Origin of the sequence: Halomonas litopenaei (assembly GCF_017303055.1) — a bacterium.
Taxonomy (GTDB): Bacteria; Pseudomonadota; Gammaproteobacteria; order Pseudomonadales; family Halomonadaceae; genus Halomonas; species Halomonas litopenaei_A.
Window position 1 is genome coordinate 727,861 of record NZ_JAEKJT010000003.1, and the last position, 21,117, is coordinate 748,977.

Consider the following 21,117-nt stretch of genomic DNA (forward strand, 5'->3'; position numbering starts at 1 on the left):
CTGGCCTCAGTGGGCCTCGTCCCAGTTGGCACCGCTCTCGGCTTCGACAATCAGGGGCACATCGAGGCTGGCAGCATTCTGCATGCGCGCCTTGACCTCGGCCATGAAGGCGTCCACCTGGTCTTCCTTGACCTCGAACACCAGCTCATCGTGGACCTGCATCACCATCCAGGCATCGAAGCCATTGCTGCCCGCCTGGTCGGTCAGCCAATCGTCCATATCGATCATGGCCTGCTTGATGATGTCTGCCGCCGTCCCCTGCATGGGCGCATTGATGGCGGTGCGCTCGGCGCCCTGGCGACGAGCGCGGTTCTGAGAGTGAATTTCCGGCAGATAGAGCCTGCGCCCGGCCACTGTCTCGACATAGCCATCCTCGGCCGCCTGAGCACGGATACGCTCCATATAGCGGGCTACCCCGGGGTAGCGATCGAAGTAGCGATCGATGTAGGTCTTGGCCTGGCTCTGCTCGATGTGCAGCTGGCGACCCAGCCCCCAGGCGCTCATGCCGTAGATCAGCCCGAAGTTGATCGCCTTGGCACTGCGGCGCTGATCACTGGACACTTTGTCCAGGCCGACACCGAACACCTCAGCCGCAGTGGCGGCGTGAATGTCCTTGTCATCGGCAAAGGCCGACAGCAGGCCCTTGTCGCCGGACAGGTGCGCCATGATGCGCAGCTCGATCTGAGAATAGTCCGCCGCCACGATGCGATAGCCAGGCCGTGCCACAAAGGCCTGACGGATGCGGCGTCCTTCGTCGGTACGAATCGGGATATTCTGCAGATTGGGATCTGACGACGACAGACGACCGGTGGCCGTCACCGCCTGGTGATAGCTGGTGTGCAGACGACCGGTGGACGGGTTGACCAGCCTGGGCAGCTTGTCGGTATAGGTGGAGCGCAGCTTCGAAAGGCCACGATGCTCCATGATCAGCTTGGGCAGCGGATAATCCAGTGCCAGCTCCTCAAGCACCGCCTCGGCGGTGGACGGCGCGCCTTTAGGGGTCTTCTTGATCACGGGAATGCCCTGCTCTTCGAACAGGATCTGTCCCAGCTGCTTGGGCGAACCCAGGTTGAACTCTCGTCCGGCCAGCTCGAACGCCCTGGCCTCGAGCTCACGGATGCGCTCGGCCAGCTCCTGGCTCTGGGTGTGCAGCAGTTCGACGTTCAACGCTACCCCGTTGCGCTCCATCCGCGACAGCACCCGAACCAGCGGCCGTTCAAGCCTGTCGAGCACCTCGGCCAATCGCCCCGTCTGCTCGAGGCGGGGGCGCAATTCGTGGTGAAGGCGCAGGGTGATATCGACGTCCTCGCAGGCGTAGGGAGCCGCCTGTTCCAGGGCAATCTGGTTGAACGTCAGCTGCTTGGCACCCTTGCCGGCAATATCCTCGAACTTGACCGTGCCCTCGCCCAGGTACTTCAGCGCCAGGGAGTCCATGTCATGCCGGGTGGCGGTGGAGTCCAGCACGTAGGACTCGAGCATGGTATCGATCAGAGGCCCGGCGACCGCCATCTCGTAGCGTGCCAGTACCGAGATATCGTACTTCAGGTTCTGGCCAATCTTGGCGATGCGCTCATCGGCCAGTATCGGAGCAAGCGACGCCAACACCTGCTTGCGATCGAGCTGGGCAGGGGCATCCAGGTAGTCATGGGCCAGCGGGATGTAGGCGGCCTCGCCCGGGGCCAGGGCAAGGCCAATACCGACGATCTCGGCCTCCATATAGTTGAGGCTGGTGGTTTCCAGATCGAAACAGAAGGCCTCGGCGTCGGCCAGCCGCTGGAGCCAGGCGTCCAGCTCGGCCTGCTCGAGAATCACGTGATCCTCCCGCGTGTCCCCCGCGGCGATCTGGCCACCCTCGGCGTCATCGCTCCCCGCCGGGGTGGCCGTGCCACCCGCCACGTCGTCAACGCCCTCGTCCTGACCGGCCAGCAACTCCGCCAGCCAGTTCTTGAACTCCAGGCGCTGGTAAAGCGTCTTCAGCGCCTCACGGTCCGGCGCAGCGATGGCCAGGTCATCGAGGCCGAGCTCCAGCTCGCAGTCGGTCTTGATCGTGGCCAGCGTGTACGACAGATAGGCCTGATCGCGATGTTCCTCGAGCTTCTTGGGCAACGTCTTGGCGCCACGAAAAGACAGGGTCTTGACCCTGTCGAGATCGCCATAGATCACATCCAGCCCGCCTTCCATGCCCTGTAGCAGGCCGATAGCGGTCTTTTCGCCAACCCCCGGCACACCTGGGATGTTGTCGACCTTGTCGCCCATCAATGCCAGGTAGTCGATGATCAACTCCGGCGGCAGACCAAACTTGTCCTTCACCCCGGCCACATCCAGGGTTTCGTCCTTCATGGTGTTGACCAGGGTAATATGGCCATTGACCAGCTGCGCCATGTCCTTGTCGCCGGTAGAGATCACGGCGTCGCGGCCGGCGTTCGTCGCCATCCGAGCCAGGGTGCCAATGACATCATCGGCCTCGACCCCCTTGATGCACAGCAGCGGCAAGCCCAGCGCCCTGACGCAGTCGTGCAGCGGCTCGACCTGAGCGCGCAGGTCATCCGGCATCGGCGGCCGCTGCGCCTTGTACTGATCGTACAGCTCATCACGAAAGGTCTTGCCGGGCGCATCGAAGACCACCGCCATGGGACTGTCCGGATAGTCCTTGATCAGGCGCTTGAGCATGTTGATCACGCCCTTGATGGCACCGGTAGGCTGACCTTCGGAGGTGGTCAGCGGCGGCAGGGCGTGAAAGGCACGGTAAAGATAGGAGGAACCGTCGACGAGAACGATGGGGCTAGAGGCCATGGATCGGCGTCCCTGTAAGAAAGAATGTCTACGTTGCCACACATGATACGCATCCCGTGCGTCTTTTGCCGGTCGCTTTTCGCCGAGTGAAGTCCAGAGCGTCGCTCCACCCTGGCACCAGCGTCTGCCCGCTGCGGCGCGACCACAACGCCTTTGCCGGGGAACCCCGCGACACGTATCATGGTCTTATCGAACACCGTTCTACCAAACCGTTTGACGATGAACTGTCATCAGGAGGCTTACCATGATGATTCAACGCCTCACCAGCGCTAGCCTGCTGGCCCTGACGCTACTGGCGACAGCGGCACCCGCTGTGGCGCAGGTGCAACCGGATGTCAGCGTACGCCAGGAAGCCGGCCAGACCCTGAGCGAGTACCGAGTCAACGGCAAGCTGTATGCCATCAAGGTGGAGCCCAAGGGTGGCAGCACCTACTTCCTGGTGGACCGCAATGGCGACGGCAACTTCCAGCGCCAGACCAGCGATAGCGTCGACGTGCCAGGCTGGGTCCAATAGCCAAGCAGGGTCCAATAGCCTGGCCGGGGCCAATCGACGAGCGTCGTCGCTCCGCCTTCGCTGCCCGCCCGTTGTGCTCACCTTGCACGTTTGCTGTCTGCGACCTGCGCGCCCCAGGCCCTCTGCCGGGCACTTGCCCCAAGCGGCACTGTCATTCCGCTGAGATTACGTTTCTCGATCACGTGCAACTCGTTGCCAAGTCGCTACAATAGGCGCCTTGGCAACCCCGGGCGAGACGATCCATGGCCGTATTCACTCCGCTTGAAGACTCACAGGTCTCAGGCTTTCTCAGCCGTTTTGACGTCGGCGAACTGACAAGGCTGCAAGGGGTGCCCGCAGGCACCGAAAACAGCACCTTCTTTGTCACCACCGACAGGCGAGAACTGGTGCTAACTCTGTTCGAGCAGGGTGAACACGAAGAACTGCCATTCTTCGTCGAGCTGCTGGACTTCCTCGACGAGCATCGCATCCCCGTCGCTGGCCCTATTCACGACCGCGACGGCGTCGCATTGCACGAGTTGGCGGGTCGCCCTGCGCTGCTTTTCCCGCGCCTGCCGGGCAGCCACCCCAAGGCCCCCAATACCGCTCAATGCCGGGCGCTGGGACAGGCCCTGGGCGAAATGCACCGCGTCTCGCGTCATTTCAGCGGACACCGCCCCAACCCTCGTGACATTCACTGGCTGAGCGCCATGCATCACAAGGTGCTGGTCTATCTGTCACCCGCAGACCAGGCGCTGATGCAGGATGAAGTGGATGCCTACCAGGCGGCCCTGGAAACCCTTGAGCAGCCTTTGCCCCAGGGCGCGCTGCACGGTGACCTGTTCCGCGATAACACGCTGTTCGACGGCGAGCAGCTGGGCGGCATCATCGACTTCTACAATGGTTGCACCGGTGACCTGCTGTTCGACCTGGCCATTGTCATCAATGACTGGGCCACCGATGGCGATGGCCATCTCGACCAGCAGCGCCACGATGCGCTGCTGGAGGCCTACCTCGCCGAGCGCCCCTTGACCGCCCAGGAACGCGCGCTATGGCCGCTGATGCTGCGCCTGACGGCGTTGCGCTATTGGCTGTCGCGCCTGCTGGTGGTGTATGTGGACCCGCCGGCCCATGACCTGACGCCCCATGACCCAGAGCAGTTCCGGCGCATCCTGCGCTCGCGCCTGGAGCATGGCGCTCTTCCCCTGCCCGACACCGAGGTTCGCTTGTGAGCCAGAAGCCGCAACCTGATGCAGCCGTGCAACGCGCCCGCCGTACCTGGAACATTGACCAGTGGGGCAGTGGCTACTTCGACGTGGATGAAGCCGGACAAGCGCTGGTGCGGCCTCTCGGCGAGGTTGAGCCGGGCCCCAGCCTGCCCCTGATCGGCCTGGTCGAGCAGGTACGCAAGGCCGGCCTGCGCCTGCCGGTGCTGATCCGCTTTACCGATATTCTGCATGACCGGGTCGAGCAGCTGTGCGCGGCCTTTGACCAGGCCATGGCAGAGGAAAACTTCACCAGCGGCTACACCGCGGTCTACCCGATCAAGGTCAATCAGCAGCGTCGCGTGGTCGAGGAAATTCTCGCCACCAACGAGCGCGGGCGCGATCGCGTAGGTCTGGAAGCAGGCAGCAAGCCAGAGCTCTTGGCGGTGCTGGCCCTGTCAGGGGATGGCCCGTCGCTGATCGTGTGCAACGGCTACAAGGACCGCGAGTACATTCGTCTGGCGTTGATGGGCGAGAAGCTCGGCCACCGGGTCTACCTGGTCGTGGAAAAGCTGTCCGAGCTACCGATGATTCTGGAAGAGGCCGAACGCCTGGGCGTGACGCCACGCATCGGGCTGCGTGCTCGGCTGTCATCCGTGGGACGTGGCAAGTGGCAGGATACCGGCGGAGAGAAGTCCAAGTTCGGCCTGACCGCTGGCCAGATCCTGGCGGTGGTCGAGCGCCTGAGCGAGGCAGGCCGCCTCGACAGCCTGCAGCTGGTGCACTTCCACCTGGGGTCCCAGATCGCCAATATCGGTGATATTCAGCGCGGCCTGCGTGAATGTGCCCGTTTCTACCAGTACCTGCACCAGCTGGGTGCCCCGGTGGACACGGTGGACGTGGGCGGCGGACTGGGTGTCGACTACGAAGGCACCCACTCGCGCAATTTCTGCTCGATCAACTACTCCATGCTCGAGTACGCCCGCAACGTGGTCTATGCCTTCAATCAGGTATGTAGCGCAGAGGACCTGCCTCAGCCGCACCTGATCAGCGAGTCGGGCCGAGCGCTGACCGCGCACCACGCCGTCCTGATCACCAACGTGATCGGCGAAGAGAGCGTGGACACCCAGCCGCCCAGCGAGCGCCGGAGCGACGACCCCGAAGTGGAAGCGCTCTGGCGTACGCTGGACTTTCTGCAGCGTGAGCCCGAGCCGCGCGGCCTGATGGAAGCCTGGCACGACCTGATTCAGGACATGGGCGATCTGCATGATCGTTTCGTGCTGGGAGCCGCCGACCTGGCAGCGCGGGCCGAAGGCGAGGGCGTCTACTTTGCCGCCTGTGCCGCCCTACGTTCACAGCTGGACCCCCGCAATCGCGCCCATCGCGAGATCCTTGATGAACTCGCCGAGAAGCTCGCGGACAAGCTGTTCGTCAACTTCTCGCTGTTTCAGTCGATGCCCGATGTCTGGGGCATCAAGCAGATCTTCCCGGTGCTGCCGCTGTGCGGACTGGACCGCGAACCCAGCCGTCGCGGCGTCATTCAGGACATCACCTGTGACAGTGACGGACGCATCGACAGTTACGTGGATGGCCAGGGGGTAGAGACCACCCTGCCCTTGCCCGAGTGGCATGAGGGGGATGAGCGCTTGCTCGGCTTCTTCATGGTGGGCGCCTACCAGGAAATTCTGGGCGATCTGCATAACCTGTTCGGTGATACCGATGCGGTGGATGCCTCACTGGATCGCGACGGCGGCTGGCGCTTGACCAACCTGCAGTGGGGCGACCGGGTATCCGACGTGCTGGGCTACGTCAACTTCAATGCTGACGTGCTGCGCGAACGCCTGCGCGTGCAGCTCACCCGCAGCAATCTGGATCCTCGCGAGCAGCGTCACTTCCTGGATGACCTGTCGGAGGGGCTCGACGGCTACACCTATCTGGAGTAAGCCTTCCCATACCGCTGGGTGCCAGCCAGCCCAGCCATCCCAGACCAGACAAGCCCCGCGCCCACCGCCTGTTGCCGCGCCCGCCGACACTCCTCGTGTCTGCGGGCGCGCTACCTTGCGTAGCACTTGCACCCAGCCGTCAGCCATGGCGAGATAGGTCGTATGCGCCGTGCCACAAGCCACCAGGAGGATGCCGTCATCGATACCTCACGCCCTACCGATTCCAGCTCCCCTTCCTCTTCCTTCACTCCACCGCCAACCATGCTGGCCGTCGTCACCCTGGGCAATGGCGGCTACGACAAGCTGAGCTACCAGCGCGTGGCCACCCCGGAGCCGGGGCCTGGAGAGGTGCTGCTGCGGGTCCTGGCCGCCGGCATCAACAATACCGAGATCAATACCCGCCTGGGTTGGTATTCGTCCAGCGTCACGAGCGATACCCAGGCGTCATCGGACAGCGCCCTGGACGACGATGCAGGCAATAGCGACGACGGTGGCTGGAATGGGGCAACGCCCTTCCCACTGATTCAGGGTACCGATTGCTGCGGCGAGGTGGTCGCCCTGGGAGAAGACGTCGACGCCACCGAGCTGATCGGCAGGCGCGTGCTGGTGCGAGCCTGCATGCGCACTAAGGGCTTCGAGCACTGGGATTCGGTGTGGATGGCATCGGACTTCGATGGCGCGTTTGCACAGTTCGTCAAGGTGCCCGCCAGTGAGGTGTTTGCCGTCGACTGCGATTGGCGCGATGCAGAGCTTGCCACCATCCCCTGTGCCTATGGCACCGCCGAAAACATGCTGCATCGTGCAGGGGTCACGGCAGGCGACAGGCTGCTGGTGACCGGTGCCTCCGGTGGCGTTGGCTCAGCGGTCGTGCAGTTGGCCAAGCGTCGTGGCGCCCACGTCACTGCGGTGGCCAGCCAGGCCAAGCATCCGGCGATCCAGGCCTTGGGGGCCGATCGCCTGCTTGATCGTCATGATGACCTGGTATCGGCGCTGGGAGAATCCGCCATCGACGTGGCGGTGGACAATGTGGCGGGCCAAGGCTTTGGCGGCGTTCTGGAGGTGCTTGATCGAGGTGGGCGCTACGTGTCTTCCGGGGCCATCGCCGGGCCAGTGGTGGAACTCGACATGCGCAAGCTGTATCTCAAGGATATCCGCTTGATCGGTTCCACCGCCTGGGATGAGCCCGTCTTCCCCAACCTGATCGGCTACATCGAGCGCGGCGAGATTCGCCCGCTGCTGGCCGGAATCTTTCCTTTGCAGGACATCGTCGAGGCCCAGAAGAGCTTCCTCGAAAAACACCACGTCGGCAACCTGGTCCTGATACCGCCCCCGCTGGACTGAACCCGCTACCTGCGGACAAGGCCCACCGCGGGGTCTGCAGGGTGGGGCGTCGCCAGCCTGAGCTCGCGCTGATCAGCGCTACTTAGCACTGATCAGCGCTCTTTAGCTCTTATCAGCCTTGGGCGAGCCTGTGCCGCCTAGCCCACCACCTTGGTCTGGAGCTGGTGGCTCTGGCCGTTGGGCAGAGACAGTTCAAAGGCCAGAGAGGCCCCCTTTTCCAGCTTGCCGACGCCAGCGGGGGTGCCGGTCAATACCACGTCACCGGGGGCCAGGGTAAAGTGCTGGCTCATTTCGGCCAATAGCGCGGGAATCGGGAACAGCATCTGGCTCGCCATGCCGTGCTGGCGACGTTCGCCGTTCATGTCCAGGCTGAATTCGATGGCAGACCAATCCATCGGCGCCTCGACCGGAATAAAGCGTGACAGCGGGCAAGCGCCGTCAAAGCCCTTGGCGATCTCCCATGGATGCCCCTTTTTCTTCAGTGCGGACTGCACGTCACGCAGCGTCAGGTCCAACGCCAGGCCCACGCCCACCACCGCAGCTTCTGCCTGCTCCGGGGTGGCTTCACGCAGCGTCTCGCCAATCAGCAGCGCCAGCTCCGTCTCGAAGTGCACATCGCTGCGCTCGAACGGACCCTTCACGTCATCCTCAAGCGGCACGACACTGGTCGCCGGCTTGATGAACAATATCGGGGCGTCGGGCACAGGATTATCGAGCTCCCTGGCGTGTTCTGCGTAGTTACGACCGACGCAAACCACCTTGCCAAGCGGCTGTGAAAAGGTGTCGCCATCGACAAAGCTCGGGACGAGAGACATGACAGGCTCCTGAGATCAGTAGAGAGGTCACGAGCAGGCGGCAACCTGCCGCGACACTCGCAAAAAAGGCGCGCCATTGGCGCGCCTCTCGAGTCTATCCCAGCTTTTGCTGCTCCCGCGACCACTGTCACCCGTCTCCCTCAAGGATGCCAAGGCGGCTGAGGCGGCAGAACCTCAGGGCTCGAATCGACCCTCCGGCTCGTGGGCCAGGAAGTCAGGGCGACGGCCTTTGGCGGCAAAGGGCTCGCCGCAGCGATTGTCCACTCGGTTGTAGACGAAGAACGCGTTGCTGCGGGGATCCGGCGACATATTGGCGTTGGAGCCGTGCAGGGTATTGCAATCGAACAGCAACAGGCCGCCGGCGCTGCCCTTGGGTGCCTCGATGCCGTTGCGTTCGATCAGCTGCCGCAACGCCTCCTGGCTGGGGACACCCACCTCCTGCTTCTTCAACGACGTCTCGTGGTTGTTGTCCGGCGTCTCGCCGATGCACGGAACAAACACACGATGCGAGCCGGGAATCAGCATCAAGGGCCCATTGAACTCGTGATTGTCGGTCAACACGATCGAGGCGCTGACCGCATTCATCTCGGGCATGCCGTCCTCGGCGTGCCAGGTCTCGAAGTCCGAGTGCCAGTTGAAGCCCTTGCCTTCAAACCCTGGCTTGTAGTTGATCCGCGACTGGTGCACATAGGTCTCGCCACCCAGAATCTGACGAGCCCGGCCGACCAGGCGTTCATTATTGGCCAGCCGCGCAAACACCTCGGACAGGTAATGCACGGCAAACAGCGAGCGGATTTCCTTGCCGCTCGGTTCCACGACGCTGTAATCCTTGCCACGGAACGCATCGTTTTCGAGCAGTACCTTCAATTCCTCGCGCAGCAAGGCGAGCTCATCACCGGAAATGAAATTCGGCTCGAACAGAAATCCCTTGTTCTCGAATTCATCCAGCTGCTGCTGGCTCAGGGGCCCTTGCTCGGCGCTTCCCTTGATCACAGGGCCGCGACGATCCACCCAGAGGCTCTGCATCGGCTGAGGGAGCCGGGTCGGATAGCCTTCACCACCCTGGTCAAGGGCCTGATAAGAGGCCTGGTTGGCGCTCTGTGTCTGCTGCTTGAGATGGGCGCCACGGCGAGCGTGACGCTGTCCGTCATGTTGGCTCTGACGCGCGCGATGCGCCATGCCGCCACGACGGTTGACTGTTTGCGGATTGGACGACGTCTGCACTTCCATCCGATCACCCTCCATTGGTATTGATCAGCTTTCAGATTCGAACTCGTACCAGCGACGCAGCCAGCGAGGCATGACAATGAGAAGCCCACCTCATCGGGTCTGCGCCGCTTGCAGGGGGCCGTCTGCCCCCTGCCACAAGCTACCCACTCACCCCTCTTCATGCAACCCTTTAAATGCAACTTTTGCACAAGATCGGTTTAAGTATTGTTCGCTACCCTAGCTCGTCCGCGCAGTCACCCGCACAGTGCTTGCCTAGCGGCTTGCGTCACCGAAATATCTGCCGGCGCCATTGGCAGGCACCGAGGTCGGCGCCAGGTAGATGGGAGCAGCGAAGCGATCCGCTGGGCAGCCAGCAAAGGCTGTCCCCGGCAACAGCAGCCAGTCATGACGATTCTGGTGGCCCAGTTCGACGGCCTGGCCAAGATCTCCACAGCTCAGCGCCTCCAGATCCTTGTCCACCACCAGCATCCAGCGTTGTTCGGGGGCCTCGGCCAACCAGGCCATGGCTGTCGGCACTTCTTTCTCCAGCGGCGTCATGTCACCGAAATGCACGCTGCGAGACCGCGCATGCAGCAGGATTTCTTCATCGAAGTTCAACAGCGCGACCTCACCGTTGGGCCCCACCTCCTGAGAGACGCGAGCCATCATGTCACGGGGAGAGCGCTCCGGATCCATCCAGGCATAGCCAAAGGTGCTCCACCACCCCCACAGGCAGAAGAAGAACAGCGTGATGGCCGTCATTCCACGGCGTGGCTTGAGGGCCAGCGCCAGAGCAAGGGCGATAGCGCCCAGCGCCAGCCACTCCCACCACGGTGTCACACCGTAGCGATGGGCCAGGCGCTCCAGCGGAGCGAAGCCCACCAATCCCAGGACGCCCGCCGTCGCCAGCAAGAGGGCGAAAAACACCAGGCCACCGAAGCCGGCTCGATTAGGTCCCTTTCGCCGGACCAGGGCCGGCAGCAACGGGGCCAATGCCATGACCATCAACGGCAGCGTCGGCAGCATATAGACGCCTCGCTTGCCCGGTGAAAGCGAGAAGAACACCACGATCAGGATGACGGCTGTCAGTGGCAGCAGTACCTTGGCATCGCCGCGCTTCACTCGGCGCCACCAGTTCGGCAGCGCCCAGGGCAAGGTCAGCACCAATGGCATCCAGGCCCAGGGCAGCACCTGCACGATGTAGTAATACCAGGGCCGCAGGTGGGCCCAGGCATCGGCATAGCGCTCGCCGGTCTGCTTGAACAGGATGTTGTCGCGGTAGGCCGCCAGCGCCGGATCATCGGACAACGACGTGATAAGGATCATCGGCAGCCCCCAGGCCAGCACCACCGCCAGCAGGCACGCCAGGCCTTCCACCAGGTCGCGCAGGCGCAGTGGTGTGACCCTGGCCTGTCCCTGGTGACGACCGCACCAACTGATTACGCCCCAGACGGGCAACAGCGCCAGCGGCAGAAAGCCCACGCCTTTGGTCAGGATGCCGGCCCCCATGGCGACGAAGCCTGCCCGCCACCAGCCCCGGGCGGGTCCGAGCAAGGCGTGACGCAACACGCCGTAGGTACCCAGCGTGGTGAAAAATGTCAGCAGCATGTCGATCTGAGCGGTCTTGGCTTGCAGCACGAACTGCAACGTGGCCAGCGTCGCGATACCCGCCAGCAGACCCACCCGGGGGCCATGCAGGCGACGACACAGATCCACGATCAGGCCCAGGGTGCCGAGCCCCGCCAACAGCGAGGGCAGCATGAAGCCGATACGCATGGATCCGGTCAGCCAGATGAAGAAGGCGCTGGCCCACATGAAGATCGGGGGTTTGTCGGCATACAGCTCTCCGCCCCGATGAGGAATCCAAAACTCGCCGGTGACCAGCATTTCCACCGCGTTGAGCGCAAAACGTGGTTCATCGGCGGGCCACGGATCCCGCCAGCCAAGCCCCAGGGCCAACAGCGCCACGGCAAAGACGACAAGGCCAAGCCACCAGCCCCAGCCGGGGCGTCGGGGTAATCCCACTACGAACATGCTGCTTTCCTCAACAGGGTTCTGAACAGGCACGCTGGCCTCGAGCAGAGCACAGACACTCCACCAGGGCCCGCTCGGCGTCTACGCCGCCTGGCGAACGTTACGGTCACGCTGGGACGCCTTGCGCATCAGCATTAGATTGCGCAAATAGATGAACAGGCCCGCACCCTGCCCCATGATGAACACCGGGTCGCGACGATGGATCGCATAAGCCAGCAACGTGGCACCGCCCCCCAGGCTTAAGAACCAGAAAGCCACTGGCATGACACTGCGCCGCGCCTTCTCGCTGGCAATCCACTGCACGATAAACCGAGCGGAGAACAGCGCCTGGCCAAGAAAGCCGACCAGCAACCATAGGTTCCAGGTCATCGCACCGGCTCCAGCGTCGGCACTGCAGGCACTGATTGGTCATTGGTCGCTTGGGTCGCGATGAAGTGAGATGGAAGCGCTGTGCTATCGCTGACCCGAGGCAGGTCCAGGGCATTGTCCACGCAGCGGCAGTCCACCGGCAGGCGACTGCGTCGCTGAAGCCACATGACCCCGAGCATGTCGACGATGCCTACCCATAGCCGATTGCCGAGACCGTAGTGGGAAGCTCCCTGACCACGGGGCCGGTGATGGACTGGCCGAGCCAGGCAACGACCTCCCTGGCTGGTGATCAGGGCAGGAAGGAAGCGGTGCATATGATCGAAGTAGGGCAAGGAGGCGAATGCTGCTCGACGGATGACCTTGATGCCACAGCCGCTATCGGGGTAGCCGTCGCCCAGCAAACGAGCGCGAACCGCGTTGGCCACCTTCGAGGAAAACAGCTTCAGGGAGCTATCCTGGCGACGGACTCGATGGCCGCCGACAAGGTCGGCTCGTTCGGCAATGGCGACCTGCAACAACGCAGGAATATCGGCGGGATCATTCTGACCATCCCCATCCAGCGTGGCCAACCACTCCCCCCGCGCATGTCGGGCGGCCTGCCACAGCGCCGTGCTCTGGCCTGCACTGCTGTGATGACGCAGCGGTCTAAGCGTCGGCTGTCGGTTAGCCCGGCTGACCAGTACCGTCCAACTGTCATCATCCGAACCATCGTCCACCACAATCACTTCGTGGTCATGGTCCGCCAGGGCTTGGGCAATTTCGTCGAGCAGGCCGGGCAGATTGGCCGACTCATTGTGGGCGGGGATCAGTACCGACAAGGTAACGGGCGCCATCTTGGCCTCTCCATCAGCAAGTGCAGGAGGGACAGCATGGACCGCCAACCTTAAGCGGGCCTTAATTCACCGCAACATAAGATTACATAACGCGCATATATCTATGCTTTGTCGATCGACGTCATTGACCGGGAACGCCGCCCTTCAAAACGACGACGTTATGGCACATAACCTGGCGAAAATAGGTCGTCATGACAGTGGACGTCTCCTGCCACGAAGCCCTGACACGGCTGACTTGATAGCCACTCGCGGCCTGGGTACGCATTTCGCCGGATGCGGCCTAGCCTTGTAGACTGTGATCGGAGACTGTGATCGGAGACTGCGATACACAAGTCCGTGGCTGGCCCGGCCAGGCGCCAGCATCTTCGAGGACCCTTATGTTTCAGTTCAAGCAAGATGATCTGACTCACCCCGACATGGTGGCCATGATTCGCGCCCACCGCCGAGACCTCAAGCGACTGGCGCCAGACTCTCCTCCGGAGAGCCAGCACGCACTTAGCCTGGACGAATTGAAGGGCGATGACGTCACCCTGTGGGGGCTGTGGGAGCAGGATCGACTTGTCGGCTGCGTGGCGCTGAAGGCGATTGGCCACGATCACGGCGAGATCAAGTCAATGCGCACTGCTGCGGATCAACTGAGACGTGGCATCGCCACGCGGATGCTCGAACACCTGATAGCGGCAGCTCGTCAGCGCGGCTACCGACGCTTGAGCCTTGAGACGGGCTCCCAGCCTGGGTTTGCCCCGGCCCGGCGCTTCTATGCACAGCATGGCTTCGTCACCTGCGCGCCCTTCGCCGACTATGTCGTCGATCCTAACAGCGTCTACATGACCCTGGAGCTCGCTCCCCACCACCCCGGGATACCGGGCCAAGCGGTGAGAGACAAGGCCACGCCATGAGCGATAGCAACAGACACCCAGAGCCCATTCGCCAGGTGGAATTTCCTAGCCAAGGCACCCGTTGCCACGGCTGGTGGCTACCGTCGGCGTCAGCGACGCCGGACAGCGGTGCCCTGGTGGTCATGGCCCATGGCCTTGGCGGCACCGTCGAGGGCGGCTTGATGCCCTACGCCATGGCGCTCCAGCAGGCGGACCACAGCGTGCTCGCCTTCGACTATCGCCATTTCGGACGCTCCGCTGGGGAACCGCGCCAGCTGCTCGGCATTCGCCGTCAGCAGCAGGACTACCTCGCGGCCATCGATCATGCGCGCAGCCTCGAACCGCTCCGTCCGCTGGTGCTATGGGGGACGTCATTTTCCTCCGCCCACGTCCTCCAGCTGGCGGCACGGCGTCGGGATATCGCCGCCGTCATCGCCATGAATCCTATGCTGGACGGCCAGGCCTCATCACTGGTGAAGCTGAAGGACGAAGGGATCGGGACCTTCCTGCGCATGACCGGCGCGGGCCTTGCCGACTTGATACGCGGCAGCCTCGGGCGGTCCCCACACTATATCCCGCTGGCAGATGAGCCGGGCACGCTGGCCGCACTCACCGCACCCGATGCGCTGGAAGGCATTCAGCGCTTCGCCAGTGACGATTTCGACAACCGCATTGCCCCGCGTGCGCTGCTGGCGCTGGGACTCTATCGGCCCGTCAAGATCGCCCACCGGCTGTCCTGTCCGCTGCTGCTGCAACTTTGCCTCCGCGATAGCGTGACGCCGATTGCCCCCGGCTACCGACTGGCCGACAGCCTCAAGGGCCGGGTCACCCTCAAGACCTACGACACCGGCCACTTCGCGATCTACGAATCCCCCTGGCAACCCCGCCTCGCCGAGGACCAGGCAAACTTCCTGGCGCATTTATGCCAAGGGCCGTCTCAACGCTTCGGCTGATGCCGGTGAGCGAGCCAGCCTGGCGCAGCGGGGCAGGTCTGCCCATCCGTTGAGCACACTCAACACAGCGCTGACCACTAGGCTGGCTATACTAGCGGCAACTGATGTATTGCCGTTGATCGAGGACGCCTCAATGCGCCACTACCCCTGTCACCGCTGCGACAATCGGCTGTTCTTCGATAACACCCAATGCCTGGTCTGCGCGACGGAGGTGGGCTGGTGTCCGGGATGCAATGCCCTGGTCGCCATGGAGCGGCAAGCTGACGGGCGCTACCGCTGTGTCGACGACGGCTGTGGCACCCTGCTGGTCAAGTGTCATAACTATGCGGTGGAGGGGGTGTGCAATCGCATGCTCACGGCCCAGGAGGCCGACCAGGGGATAACCCTGTGTGACTGCTGCCGCCACAACCGGGCCATTCCTGACCTGTCCATCGAAGGCCATCGCGAGCGCTGGGCCAAGCTCGAGAGTGCCAAGCGACGCCTGTTCTATACCCTTGATCTGCTGGGGCTTCCCCATGAGGTCAGCCCAGACAAGGCCGACCCGCCATTATCCTTTTCGTTCCTGGCGGACGAAGTACCGGTGGAAGGAGGATGGCACAGCAGCGAAGAAGGCATGCCGGTGTTTACCGGGCACGCCGGCGGTCACATCACCATCAACGTCAAGGAGGCCGATGATGTCGAACGCGAACGGCTGCGCACCGACTTCAATGAGGCTCATCGGACGCTGATCGGGCATTTCCGACACGAGATCGGTCACTACTATTGGGAGCTGCTGATCAAGGGGAAAGACGAAGACGCCTGCATCGCCGTCTTTGGTGACCATCGCCACCCCAGCTACAGCGACGCCCTCGAGCGCCACTACCAGCAGGGCCCACCTGCAGACTGGCGAGAGCACCATCTGTCCGCCTACGCCACCATGCACCCCTGGGAGGATTTCGCCGAGACCTTCGGCTTCTACCTCGATATGGTGGCGATCCTCGATACCGCCGGACACTTCGGCATCACCCCCACCGGCTTTGACGAGGACCTGGACGCCATGCTCTACACCTTTGGTCGCTTGAGCCTGGGCTTCAATGAAATGAACCGCGAGATGGGGCTGCTCGACCTGGTCCCGGAAGTGATTACGCCGACTATTGCCGCCAAGCTGCGCTACGTCCACGAGATGGTGCTGTCTGCCCGCCATGCAGACGCCGCGTCACAGCAAACGCTTGCCTGACCCCTTTACCGTCAGCAAGCGACAGCAGGCATGGAAGGCCATACGGGTGATGGCGGACGTCAACAACTCGACCGCTCAGGATTCTGCCATGGCGCCGACAGCGAGTCGGCGCATGGCGTAGCTACCGTTCGCGACGTCCCGCTATTCCTCGTTGGCCACCGTCGCCAGCGCCACTTCTTCCAGGTCATCCAGCGTCGGAAAGTACGTGCGGGCAATGGCGGCATGCAGCTCTGCAACGCCCTGCTGCAGGGTGTCGATGAACTCGTGCAGCGCCTCGGGAGAACGAACCAGCGCCAGCACGTCGGCTTCGGCCACATCGGCGTGAACCAGCGTCGCGGTGGCCAATGCCCTGTCATGCCGCGGCAGCGAGCGCAGCGCACGCATGCTGTCCTTCAGACTGCGCGACACCGAGCGTGGAAACTTGCCGTCCTGCACCAGAAAACGCAGTACGTCAGTGGCTCTTACTCGACAACGCACGTGCTGGCGATACATCTGGTAGGCGGTCAGTGACTTCAGCACACTCATCCACTGCAGGTGCTCGAAGGGCCGAATCTCATCACTGTCTCGCTGCAGCAGGTTGGCCGAACGCACATCAATGATGCGGGTGATCATGTCGGCACGCTCCAGCTGGCGACCCAACATCATGAAGGTCCGCGGACCGCCGTAGCTCAGGGTACCTTCGATCAGGCCAATCAGCGTCTGACAGCCACGAATCACCAGCTTGAGAAAGACCTCGCGACGGCCAGGTCCCAACCCGGCATCTGCCTGGGCGCTGGCATTCATGTAGAGCTGGTTGATCTCTTCCCAGACTTCCCGGGGCACCACGTCCCGGGTAGTCCTCAGGTTTTCCCGGGCCTGAGCCAGGGCGGACAGAATCGACCCGGAGTAGCGCCGGTCAGCACACAGAAACTGGATGACGTTGCGGTCATTGGGCTCATCGTAAAGGGTGGAAAAAAGCTCCCCGCCTCCGGTGATATCGACCATCGCCGCCCATCCCAGCGGCTGTCGATAGGGCATGTCGAGCATCAGGTGGCTGGAGACATTGATCAGGCGCGCGGTGTCCTCGGCCCGTTCGATATAGCGGGCCATCCAATACAGGTTCTCGGCGACTCTTGAAAGCATCAGCATGGTCTCAGTCCTCCCCCGTCTCGACGATCCAGGTGTCCTTGCTACCCCCGCCCTGGGACGAGTTGACCACCAGCGAGCCCTTTACCAGCGCAACACGGGTCAAGCCGCCGGTGGTGACATAGGCACCATCCTGGCCAGACAGGATGAAGGGCCGAAGATCGACGTGGCGAGGCTCAGGCCGACCGTCGAACAGGGTCGGCGTGGTCGACAGGTTGAGCATGGGCTGGGCCATGTAGTTGCGCGGGTCCTGCTGGATCAACTTGGCGAAGGCGTCGCGTTCCGCCTGGGAGGCCTGAGGGCCCATCAGCATGCCGTAGCCGCCTGACTCGTTGGCCGGCTTTACCACCAGTTCATGCAGGTGCTCCAGCACGTAGCGCCGATCCTCCTCAAGCATGCAGAGGTAGCTCGGTACGTTCGGCAGCAAGGCATCCTGGTCCAGGTAGTACTTGATCAGCTGCGGCACGAAGGCATAAACGACCTTGTCATCGGCCACCCCGGCCCCGGGGGCATTGGCCAGTGCCACCTTGCCGCTGCGCCAGGCCCGCATCAGTCCCGGCACCCCCAATACAGAGTCGGCACGGAAGGCCTCCGGGTCGAGGAAGGCATCATCGATACGCCGATAGATGACGTCTACCCGGGTCAGCCCCTGTACCGTGCGCATGTAGACCACATCGTCATCATCGACGACAAGGTCAGAGCCCTGGACCAGCTGCACCCCCATCTGCTGCGCCAGATAGGCATGCTCGTAGTAGGCAGAGTTGTAGATCCCCGGCGTCAGCACCACCACTTGCGGGTCGTCCCAGGGACGAGGCGACATGCCGGCCAGCATGTCGTAAAGCTGGGGCACATAATCGTCCACGGGAAGAATCTTGCCCGAGGCAAACAGCTCCGGCAGCACGCGCTTGGTCACGTTGCGGTTCTCGAGCATGTACGAGACGCCGGAGGGGATTCGCAGGTTATCTTCCAGCACGTAGATCGTGCCGTCCCCACCGCGCACCAGGTCGGACCCACAAATGTGTGCCCAGACGCCGTGGGGCGGGTCGATACCGACACACTGGGGACGAAAGTTGACCGACTGCGCCAGCACATCGGCGGGCAAGACCCCATCCTTGATGACCTTCTGGTCATGGTAGAGGTCGTCGATAAACAGGTTGAGCGCCTCGACGCGCTGCTTCAGGCCGGCTTCGGTACGCCGCCATTCATCGGCGGGAATGATCCTGGGTACGATATCGAAGGGCCAGGCCCGATCGATCATGCTGCCTTCCGAGTACACCGTGAAGGTGATGCCCATGGTTCTGATGGCAATCTCTGCCGCCGTCTTGCGCTCAGCCAGCTCATCCGGCGCAAATCCCTCCAGCACGTCGCACAGCATCTTGGCCGCGTCCCGCGGCATCCCGGGCATGGCCACCAGTTCATCGTAGAACCCAGCGCAGTTGTACTGCTGCCAATCCACATGGCTCATCGGCACACCCTCTTGTTATCAACAGCGGTCTACCCTGCTATGCCTTCGTCCACCGGGGCATCCTGCACCGGATCGTGATGCACCAGACTGGCGTACATCCCATCGACATATCGGGGTCCCCTACCTGCTGTATAGCAAGGTCTGTACCAGAACACAGAAAATCTGCCGTATCGGACACAGGTAAGTTAGCCGCCGGGACAATCGGCACCGCAACGGCCACATGGCGACGCATGCGTCACTCCCCTGGTAGGCTGCTGGCTCGTCCTCGGGGCACTTCTGCCGACGCGCGCACCAGGACAGTGCGTCACGACGGGCTGACGCCGGCCTCTCCAACCTCAACAGGATGTGGATGCTTTGTCGCCGCCAAAGGGGTGTGGATGGTTTGGCCACGAGAGTTTGGTCTGGAGAGTTTGGTCTGGAGAGCTTGGTCAGGAAAGCGAGCCAAGCTCATGGACCCACCTGCGGATACTTGCCAGGGGTCCTGAGGGATGAGGTTCTGAGGGTATAAGGTTACAGTGCAGCTCAACGGGCATACGGCGGACTTGAGCCGATGCCCAGCCTGGGGTACATCTTGATCACAGCGCCACGGGTGCTGTATCCCTTCGTCATCAGGAGACACATCGCACTCATCATGTCCTCGTATGCCGGGACCGCAGGACGGTCCATCCTTGGCCATGACGTGCCTGCCAGCCGGCGCTGCGTCATGCGCGTATCAGGCCCTCGCTCGGGCACTGCAAGATGAACTATTACCTGCGCCATACCACCCGCTATCGCTATAGCGAGATCGTGACGCTCAGCGAGAACGAAGCCTGTCTGTCCCCTCGCGTGCTGGGCTGGCAACAGGTGGCCTTCGCGCGCCTGTCCACATCGCCCCTGACTCCGCTGCACCAGCAACGCTGCGATGCCTTTGGCAACCGTATCAACCTGTTTGCCATCGACACGCCGCACCAGGTGCTGGAAGTGACCCTGGAAGCGCGGATCACCACCTCCCCACGGCCCCAGCCCCCTGCCAATGCCATGTCCTGGGAAACCTGCCGCGACCTGTTGGCAACACCTGGCACCACGAGCTACTGGGAAGCTCAGCCATTTCTCGAAAACTCGGCCTATATCGAGCGTCGTCCACTGCTGGCGGCGTGGGTGGAGGCCTGCTTTCCCCCTGGCGGCGACCTGGTGGAGTGTGTGGATGCCCTTAATCGCCGTATCTATGACGAGTTCTACTACGACAGTCAGTTCAGCAACCTGGAAACCACGCCGTCGCAGGTACTGGTAGAGCGTCGCGGGGTCTGCCAGGATTTTGCCCATCTTGCGATCGCCGCCCTGCGCTCTATCGGCCTGGCCGCTCGTTACGTCAGCGGCTACCTGGAGACCAGTCCGCCTCCTGGGCAGCCCCGCCTGCTAGGGGCAGACGCCTCACATGCCTGGTTCGCGGTGCTGATACCGGGGTGGGGCTGGCTGGACCTCGACCCCACCAACGGTGTGCGCGTTGGCGAGCGTCACTTGCTGCTGGGTTGGGGCCGAGACTATGACGACGTAGCGCCGATCAAGGGCGTCGTGACCGGTGGCGGCCGGCAACAGCTTGAGGTCGAAGTCGATGTCCTGCCCATCGCCAGCGACCCGGACGCCAGCGCCGGGGGTCATGGGGACAATAGCGACAGCATGGACGAGCCGCTGGCCAGCTGAAACGGCACGGCCCGAGCCGCTAGCACTTGGAGCCTGAGCGTTACACCACACTGGGATGTTCGCATTGCGTTCCCGCTCGCCAATCGCCACTATCGGCGTCTTGGCGCCTGACGATTCCCTGGGGCGCACTGCTGGAGAGGTGTCATGCAGGACCTGCTGATCTGGATCGCCACAGGCTTCGGGCTAGGCCACTCGCCCTGGGCCCCCGGAACCGTCGGAACCTTGATCGGCATTCCCGTGGCCTGGTACTTGCTGCGGCTGCCGCCGGCACGACGGCTTGCGATCGCGCTGCTGCTGATCCTGACCGCCGTTCCCATCTGCCACTTTGCCTCGCTGTGGCTGGGTGGCGGCGATCTCTCCCAGATCGTGCTGGATGAGTGGGTAGCCCTGCCGCTGGTAGTTCTGGCCTTCTCGCGCCACCGCCGCCGGATCATGCTGCCGCTCGGATACCTGCTGTTTCGTCTGTTCGATATTTCCAAGCTATCCCCCGTGCGGGAGATCGAAGGCATCGGCGGCGGCCTGGGCATTGTCGCGGATGATGTCATGGCCGCCGTCTATGCGGCCCTGACTCTGGCCCTGCTGGTACGCCTGACACGCCGTTACTGGCGCACCGACAGCCCTCGCTAAGGAAGTGCTGAAGGCATCAGCCTAGCGGCGCAAGGCCCACGCAGCGCCGACCCCGGAGCCTAGGCGGTATAGGTGAGGAGATCGAGAAGCGCGCAACGAAGCGAAGGAATTTATGCAGTGTTTCCCTACGCCTGTTCA

The 21,117-nt window shown here is 62.9% G+C and carries 17 protein-coding genes; 9 read left to right on the plus strand and 8 right to left on the minus strand.

What is annotated here, in order from left to right; translation table 11 throughout:
• Positions 1-6 precede the first annotated feature (6 nt).
• Entirely contained in the window at positions 7-2,793 is a 2,787-nt protein-coding gene (gene polA / locus JF545_RS07175; RefSeq protein ID WP_206940702.1) for a DNA polymerase I, read from the minus strand.
• A 244-nt stretch (positions 2,794-3,037) separates the two neighbouring features.
• On the opposite strand from polA, the gene JF545_RS07180 reads away from it, so the two are divergent.
• The 4 genes from JF545_RS07180 (at position 3,038) to JF545_RS07195 (ending at position 7,775) form a co-directional block, all read left to right on the plus strand.
• Entirely contained in the window at positions 3,038-3,307 is a 270-nt protein-coding gene (locus JF545_RS07180; RefSeq protein ID WP_206940704.1) for a DUF2782 domain-containing protein, read from the plus strand.
• A 242-nt stretch (positions 3,308-3,549) separates the two neighbouring features.
• Positions 3,550-4,518 (plus strand): homoserine kinase, encoded by a 969-nt coding sequence (locus JF545_RS07185; RefSeq protein WP_206940706.1) that lies wholly within the window; start codon positions 3,550-3,552, stop codon positions 4,516-4,518.
• Complete coding sequence (gene speA, locus JF545_RS07190; RefSeq protein WP_206940708.1) at positions 4,515-6,434, plus strand: biosynthetic arginine decarboxylase; 1,920 nt, start codon at positions 4,515-4,517, stop codon at positions 6,432-6,434. The genes JF545_RS07185 and speA overlap by 4 nt, the downstream gene beginning before the upstream one ends.
• A gap of 162 nt (positions 6,435-6,596) precedes the next feature.
• Complete coding sequence (locus JF545_RS07195; RefSeq protein ID WP_242520710.1) at positions 6,597-7,775, plus strand: alcohol dehydrogenase family protein; 1,179 nt, start codon at positions 6,597-6,599, stop codon at positions 7,773-7,775.
• A 137-nt stretch (positions 7,776-7,912) separates the two neighbouring features.
• Here JF545_RS07195 and JF545_RS07200 read toward each other — a convergent pair whose 3' ends face one another.
• The 5 genes from JF545_RS07200 to JF545_RS07220 all read right to left on the minus strand — a co-directional run bounded on the left by JF545_RS07200 (position 7,913) and on the right by JF545_RS07220 (position 13,035).
• Complete coding sequence (locus JF545_RS07200) at positions 7,913-8,590, minus strand: fumarylacetoacetate hydrolase family protein (protein ID WP_206940710.1); 678 nt, start codon at positions 8,588-8,590, stop codon at positions 7,913-7,915.
• A gap of 174 nt (positions 8,591-8,764) precedes the next feature.
• Positions 8,765-9,616, minus strand: coding sequence for an ectoine hydroxylase (thpD, locus tag JF545_RS07205; protein WP_206940874.1), 852 nt, complete (start codon positions 9,614-9,616; stop codon positions 8,765-8,767).
• A 456-nt stretch (positions 9,617-10,072) separates the two neighbouring features.
• Complete coding sequence (locus JF545_RS07210; protein ID WP_206940711.1) at positions 10,073-11,833, minus strand: ArnT family glycosyltransferase; 1,761 nt, start codon at positions 11,831-11,833, stop codon at positions 10,073-10,075.
• Positions 11,834-11,914: 81 nt separating this feature from the next.
• Positions 11,915-12,202 carry a lipid-A-disaccharide synthase N-terminal domain-containing protein gene (locus JF545_RS07215; RefSeq protein WP_206940714.1) on the minus strand — a complete coding sequence of 96 codons (288 nt, stop codon included), beginning with the start codon at positions 12,200-12,202 and terminating at the stop codon, positions 11,915-11,917.
• Positions 12,199-13,035: a glycosyltransferase family 2 protein gene (locus JF545_RS07220; protein WP_206940716.1), complete on the minus strand. Its 837-nt coding sequence runs from the start codon at positions 13,033-13,035 to the stop codon at positions 12,199-12,201. The genes JF545_RS07215 and JF545_RS07220 overlap by 4 nt, the downstream gene beginning before the upstream one ends.
• Positions 13,036-13,412: 377 nt before the next feature.
• On the opposite strand from JF545_RS07220, the gene JF545_RS07225 reads away from it, so the two are divergent.
• The 3 genes from JF545_RS07225 (at position 13,413) to JF545_RS07235 (ending at position 16,082) form a co-directional block, all read left to right on the plus strand.
• Positions 13,413-13,934 carry a GNAT family N-acetyltransferase gene (locus JF545_RS07225; RefSeq protein WP_206940717.1) on the plus strand — a complete coding sequence of 174 codons (522 nt, stop codon included), beginning with the start codon at positions 13,413-13,415 and terminating at the stop codon, positions 13,932-13,934.
• Positions 13,931-14,866, plus strand: coding sequence for an alpha/beta hydrolase (locus JF545_RS07230; protein ID WP_206940719.1), 936 nt, complete (start codon positions 13,931-13,933; stop codon positions 14,864-14,866). The genes JF545_RS07225 and JF545_RS07230 overlap by 4 nt, the downstream gene beginning before the upstream one ends.
• 133 nt (positions 14,867-14,999) lie before the next feature.
• Complete coding sequence (locus JF545_RS07235; RefSeq protein WP_206940721.1) at positions 15,000-16,082, plus strand: zinc-binding metallopeptidase family protein; 1,083 nt, start codon at positions 15,000-15,002, stop codon at positions 16,080-16,082.
• A 141-nt stretch (positions 16,083-16,223) separates the two neighbouring features.
• On the opposite strand, the gene JF545_RS07240 is transcribed toward JF545_RS07235, so the two are convergent.
• Both JF545_RS07240 and JF545_RS07245 read right to left on the minus strand, forming a co-directional pair.
• Complete coding sequence (locus tag JF545_RS07240) at positions 16,224-17,210, minus strand: alpha-E domain-containing protein (protein WP_242520712.1); 987 nt, start codon at positions 17,208-17,210, stop codon at positions 16,224-16,226.
• A 4-nt stretch (positions 17,211-17,214) separates the two neighbouring features.
• Entirely contained in the window at positions 17,215-18,672 is a 1,458-nt protein-coding gene (locus tag JF545_RS07245; RefSeq protein WP_206940723.1) for a circularly permuted type 2 ATP-grasp protein, read from the minus strand.
• Between the two features lie 738 nt (positions 18,673-19,410).
• Between JF545_RS07245 and JF545_RS07250 the strand changes: the two genes are divergently transcribed.
• Both JF545_RS07250 and JF545_RS07255 read left to right on the plus strand, forming a co-directional pair.
• Positions 19,411-20,352: a transglutaminase family protein gene (locus JF545_RS07250; RefSeq protein ID WP_206940725.1), complete on the plus strand. Its 942-nt coding sequence runs from the start codon at positions 19,411-19,413 to the stop codon at positions 20,350-20,352.
• Between the two features lie 144 nt (positions 20,353-20,496).
• Entirely contained in the window at positions 20,497-20,979 is a 483-nt protein-coding gene (locus JF545_RS07255; RefSeq protein ID WP_206940727.1) for a phosphatidylglycerophosphatase A family protein, read from the plus strand.
• The last annotated feature ends 138 nt before the right edge of the window (positions 20,980-21,117 follow it).